Origin of the sequence: Paraburkholderia sp. RL18-085-BIA-A (assembly GCF_046027075.1) — a bacterium.
GTDB lineage: Bacteria > Pseudomonadota > Gammaproteobacteria > Burkholderiales > Burkholderiaceae > Paraburkholderia.
The window spans coordinates 1-5,564 of the sequence record NZ_JARESU010000269.1 but is presented as its reverse complement, the minus strand read 5'-3'; the positions used below and the strand labels follow the sequence as shown (position 1 = coordinate 5,564).

3 protein-coding genes are annotated in these 5,564 nt (G+C 60.8%); 2 read left to right on the top strand and 1 reads right to left on the bottom strand.

The window, feature by feature from the left end; translation table 11 throughout:
* Positions 1-181: 181 nt before the first annotated feature.
* Positions 182-1,378 carry a M20 aminoacylase family protein gene (locus P0D89_RS50625; protein WP_408360377.1) on the bottom strand — a complete coding sequence of 399 codons (1,197 nt, stop codon included), beginning with the start codon at positions 1,376-1,378 and terminating at the stop codon, positions 182-184.
* 184 nt (positions 1,379-1,562) lie between these two features.
* On the opposite strand from P0D89_RS50625, the gene P0D89_RS50620 reads away from it, so the two are divergent.
* Together P0D89_RS50620 and P0D89_RS50615 are read left to right on the top strand one after the other, a co-directional pair.
* Entirely contained in the window at positions 1,563-3,641 is a 2,079-nt protein-coding gene (locus P0D89_RS50620; RefSeq protein WP_408360227.1) for a molybdopterin-containing oxidoreductase family protein, read from the top strand.
* A gap of 146 nt (positions 3,642-3,787) precedes the next feature.
* Positions 3,788-5,461 carry a long-chain fatty acid--CoA ligase gene (locus tag P0D89_RS50615; protein WP_408360229.1) on the top strand — a complete coding sequence of 558 codons (1,674 nt, stop codon included), beginning with the start codon at positions 3,788-3,790 and terminating at the stop codon, positions 5,459-5,461.
* Positions 5,462-5,564 lie beyond the last annotated feature (103 nt).

The following is a 5,564-nucleotide window of genomic DNA, read 5'->3' as shown; positions in this document are numbered from 1 at the left end:
GAAAAGGTGGGGTTTCTGCGTTTGTGGCGCCGCAAATTGCGTCCTTCAATTTCGCGTATCACAGGACGAAAACGCGGCCGTAAAAAGCGCTCGCCACTCAAAACCATGCACCGGAGCCCCCTGCAAGCCCAACACAAGGGCGACATGTCACGTGCAATCCCGTGTGCCGCCCCAACGCACCTTACTTTCCTCGCTCAAGGAACCGTTGCGCCAGGCGAACCCAATACGTCGAGCCGATCGGCAATAACTCGTCGTTAAAGTCATAGCTCGCGTTATGCAGCATACAAGGGCCGGCGCCGTGCCCCGAATCCCGGTGGCCGCCATCGCCGTTACCCAGAAATGCGTAACAGCCTGGCTTTGCCAGCAGCATGAAGGAAAAGTCTTCGGCGCCCATCGTTGGTTCCACTGCGTCGTCGACGTTTTCAGCTCCAACGATCTCTTTCATGACCTCCGCAGCAAAACGGGCCTCTTCGCCACTGTTGATAGTCGGTGGATAGTTCCGATGAAAATGGATCGTGACGGAGCAATCGTAGGCTTCAGCGGTACTCTCCGCGATCTTGCGCATGCGTGCTTCGATCAGATCGAGTGTTTCGGTGGTGAATGTGCGCACTGTCCCCGCGATCCACGCATCATTCGGGACGACATTAACCGCGTCGCCGGCATGAATCTGGGTGATCGACAGCACGGCGCTATCGAGCGGCTTCTTGTTCCGCGTGATGATGCTCTGCAGTCCGTTCGCGATCTGCACCGCGGTAAACACAGGATCGCGCCCATTGTGCGGAAGTGCGGCGTGCGAGCCGACTCCTTTGATCTCAATGCGGAACTCGTTGCTCGACGCCATGATCGGACCTTCAGTCACGCCGAAGTGGCCTGCCGGCATACCTGGCCAGTTGTGAATGCCGAACACCGCATTTACTGAAAACTTTACGAACAGACCGTCGTCGATCATAGCCTGCGCCCCAGCACCGCCTTCTTCAGCCGGCTGGAAAATGAACACGACCGTGCCGTCGAATTGACCGTGTTTGGCCAGGTGCCGTGCTGCGCCGAGTAGCATCGCGGTATGTCCGTCATGGCCGCACGCGTGCATTTTGCCCTCGTTTTTCGAGCGATGGTCGAAGCTGTTCAGTTCCTGAATCGGCAGCGCGTCCATGTCTGCCCGCAGGCCAATAGAACGCGAACTATTGCCGCGCTTCAGTACGCCGACTACGCCGGTCTTGCCCAAACCACGATGAGTCTCAATGCCCCAGGATTCGAGACTGCGAGCAACGAGATCAGCCGTTGCAGTCTCTTCATAACGCAGTTCCGGATGGGCATGAATCGTTCGTCGAAGGGTCTGGATTTCGCCGTGAGCAGCCTGGATTTCGGGAATCAGTTTCATGATGGAGTGATGTTGCGTTTGTGCTTTGACTTGCCTGGGATCGCTCGGGCACACATCGGCCCGGGCACGGTGATAACCGATTCTACGCCGAAGGTGATTTTGGCGGCACCTAGCAGGCTAGCCACCAACAGACGTAATAAAATCGCGCATTACCCCAGCTCTAATAGCCCGTGACGGACCGCCGATGAATGCCACGACCGATTTCGCGCGTGCCGTGTGCCCGCACGATTGCCCCGACACCTGCGCGATGCGTGTGACCGTCGAGAATGGCCGCGCGATCAAGGTCGTTGGCGATCCCGAGCATCCGCCGACGCAGGGCGCGCTTTGTACCAAGGTCAGCCGCTATGCGGAACGTGTCTACCACCCGCGCCGGCTGACTACGCCGATGAAGCGAGTCGGCCGCAAAGGCGAGGGCCACTTCGAACCGATCAATTGGGATGAGGCATTCGCACTCGCGGCCGCGCGGCTGTCGGAAATTGCAGGCCGCGCGCCACAAGCGATTTTGCCGTACAGCTACGCCGGCACGATGGGTCTGGTCCAAGGCGACAGCATCGCGCAGCGGTTCTTTCACAAGCTCGGGGCCTCGCAACTCGACCGCACGATCTGCGCGGCGGCCGGCGCCGCGGGTCTGAAATACACATACGGCGCGGGCATCGGCATGCTCACCGAGTTTTTTGCAGAAAGCGAGGTGATCCTGATCTGGGGATCAAATCCCATCGCATCGAATTTGCATTTCTGGACACGCGCCCAGGAAGCCAAGCGTCGCGGCGCACGTCTGATCGCAATTGACCCGTATCGCTCGTTGACGGCGGAAAAATGCCATCAGCACATCGCGCTGAAGCCCGGCACCGATGGCGCTTTCGCGCTCGGCATGATGCACGCGCTGATCACGGAGAATCTGCTCGATCACGCCTACATTGCGGCTCACACGCTGGGCTTCGCTGAACTGAAAGCTCGCGCGCTCGGTTATCCGCCGTCGCGTGTAAGTGAAATTTGCGGTATCGAAGAGCGGGTGATCGTCGAACTTGCGCGACTTTACGGTGGTACGAAGAAGGCCGCGATCCGCATGAATTACGGTCTGCAACGCGTGCGCGGCGGTGGCAATGCGGTGCGCGCGATCGCGTGCCTGCCGTCACTGACAGGCGCATGGCGTGAGAGAGCGGGTGGCGCGCTGCTTTCGTCGGGCGGCTGGGCTCCGGTCGACCCGCACGCGCTGCAGCGCCCGGACCTGATGCCGGGTTGGCCGGCCAAAGCAAGCCGCGTCATCAACATGAACGCGATCGGCGATACGCTGCTGCATCCGGGCGATGCCGCGTTCGGCCCGAAGGTCGAAGCAATCGTCGTCTACAACTCGAACCCCGTGGCGGTGGCGCCGGACTCGGAGCGAGTCGCAGCGGGATTTGCACGTGACGACCTTTTCACCATCGTCCTCGAGCATTTTCAGACCGACACCGCGGACTACGCCGATCTGCTCCTGCCAGCAACGACGCAGCTCGAACACCTCGACGTGCACAAGTCATACGGGCATACGCACGTGATGCTCAACCTGCCGGCGATCGCCCCCGTCGGCGACGCGCGTCCGAACACAGAGATCTTTCGCGGCCTCGCGCGCCGGATGGGACTAGAAGAACCGGCGCTGTTCGAAAGCGACGAAACCGTCGCGCAGGCCGCGTTCCGATGGCAAGACAAAACGCTTGAAGGCGTGAACTGGGAAACGCTGAAGAGAACCGGCTGGGCGAAGCTGAATCTGCCAGACGCCCCGTTCGCCAATGGCGGTTTCCGCACCCCGTCGGGTAAATGCGAGTTCTACAGCGAGCGCCTCGCGCAGCAGGGCCTCGATCCGTTGCCGGATTATCTGCCACCGCACGAATCGGCCGACGGCGCGCCCGAACTCGCGGCCCGTTACCCGCTCGCGATGATTTCGCCGCCCGCCCGCAATTTCCTGAACAGCACGTTCGTGAACATCGAAAGTCTGCGCGCGACGGAAGGCGAGCCGCATCTGGACATTCATCCCGCCGACGCGCACGCCCGAGACATAGGCAACGGCGACCGGGTGCGCATCTTCAACGACCGAGGCTCGATGCAGGCGCGCGCCCGCGTCACCGACAAAGCGCGCGAGGGGCTCGTCGTCGGCCTGTCGATCTGGTGGAAGAAGCTCGCGCCGGACGGTCGCAACGCCAACCAGGTGACGAGCCAGGCGCTCACCGACCTGGGCGGATCGGCCACGTTCTACGACTGCCTCGTCGAAGTCGAACGCGCCTGACACACGCCAGAAATTCCTGCAGCGCTCGTTAAATGAAGGTTCGAGGCTGCAGTCTAACCCGCCCGAATTTCGCGATTAGCGACGAGGTGACCATGCTACGATGCATTTTTAGCACGACCATTCGAAAATAAATCAGGAGACGCTGCATGGACAAAATCTGGCTGAAATCTTATCCGCCCGGCGTTCCCGTAGAGATTGACCCGAGCCGCTATTCTTCGGTGGCCGACCTGCTCGAGGAAGCTTTCCGCGAGCATCGCGCCAAGCCGGCGTTCGTCTGCATGGGCAAGGAGATGAGCTACGCCGAACTCGACGCGCTTTCGCGCAAGCTGGCCGCGTGGTTCCAGTCGAAGGGCATTGCGCGCGGCGCGCGCATCGCGATCATGATGCCGAACGTGCTGCAATATCCGGTGGCGATCGCCGCGATCCTGCGTGCCGGCTACGTCGTCGTGAACGTGAACCCGCTTTACACGCCGCGCGAACTCGAGCATCAGCTCAAGGACAGTGGCGCGGAAGCGATCATCCTGCTCGAAAATTTCGCGGTGACATTGCAGGCTATCGTGCGCAATACCTCGATCAAGCACGTCGTCGTCGCGGCGATGGGTGATCTGATGGGGATCAAGGGCACTCTCGTGAACTTCGTCGTGCGCAAGATGAAGAAGATGGTGCCCGCGTGGAGCTTGCCGGGCCACGTCAAATTCAATGCGGCGATTGCGGAAGGCGGCCGGCTGAGTTTCAAAGCGGTCCAGCAGCGACCGGACGACGTCGCGTTTCTGCAGTACACGGGCGGAACCACTGGCGTGGCCAAGGGTGCCACGTTATTGCATCGGAATCTGATCGCCAACGTGCTGCAATCTGAAGTTTGGCTCCATCCGGTTCGCGCGAACCGCACGGACATCGATCAGTTCATCACCGTCGTGGCGCTGCCGCTCTATCACGTGTTTGCGTTGACTGTGTGCGGGCTGCTGACGATCCGTACCGGCGGCCTCGGTGTGCTGATTCCGAATCCGCGGGACATTTCCGGCATGATCAAGGCGCTGGAAGGCTATGCGATCACGACGATCCCCGCCGTCAACACGCTGTACAACGCGCTGCTGAATAGCACGGATTTTCACAAGCTCAATTTTTCGAAGCTGCTGACCGCGAACGGCGGCGGCATGGCGGTGCAAGAAGCCGTTGCCAAACGCTGGTACGAGCTCACGCATACGCCGATCGTCGAAGGCTATGGGTTGTCGGAGACGTCGCCGTGCGTGACCTGCAATCCGGTCACGGTCACCGAATACAGCGGGACGATCGGCGTGCCGCTGCCGTCGACGGAAGTGTCGATTCGGGACGACGAAGGCAATGAAGTGCCGCTCGGCCAGCCAGGCGAAATCTGCATTCGCGGGCCGCAGGTGATGGCGGGTTACTGGAACCGGCCGGACGAAACCGCCAAGGTGATGACGCCGGACGGTTTCTTCAAATCAGGCGATGTCGGCGTGATGAATGAAGATGGCTTTGTGAAGATCGTCGATCGCAAGAAGGACATGATTCTGGTGTCCGGCTTCAACGTGTATCCGAATGAAATCGAGGACGTGGTCGCCAAGCTTCCGGGCGTGTTCGAAGTCGCCGCGGTCGGCGTCCCGGATCAGCACTCGGGCGAGGCGGTGAAGCTGTTCGTCGTGAAGAAGGACCAGGCGCTAACCGACGCGGATGTCTTCGCATACTGCAAGACGCAATTGACCGGCTATAAGCGGCCGAAAATCATCGAATTCCGCACCGAGTTGCCCAAGAGCAATGTCGGCAAGATTCTGCGCCGCGAGTTGCGCGACGGGCGGGCATGAGCGCACGAGTCTGCACGAAGTAACGCGTAGCAAGAAAGAGAAGCGCGGCCCGGAGGGCGAGGGGGGGTGCGACGTGGAGAGGGGGTGGATAGAGCGGACCCGC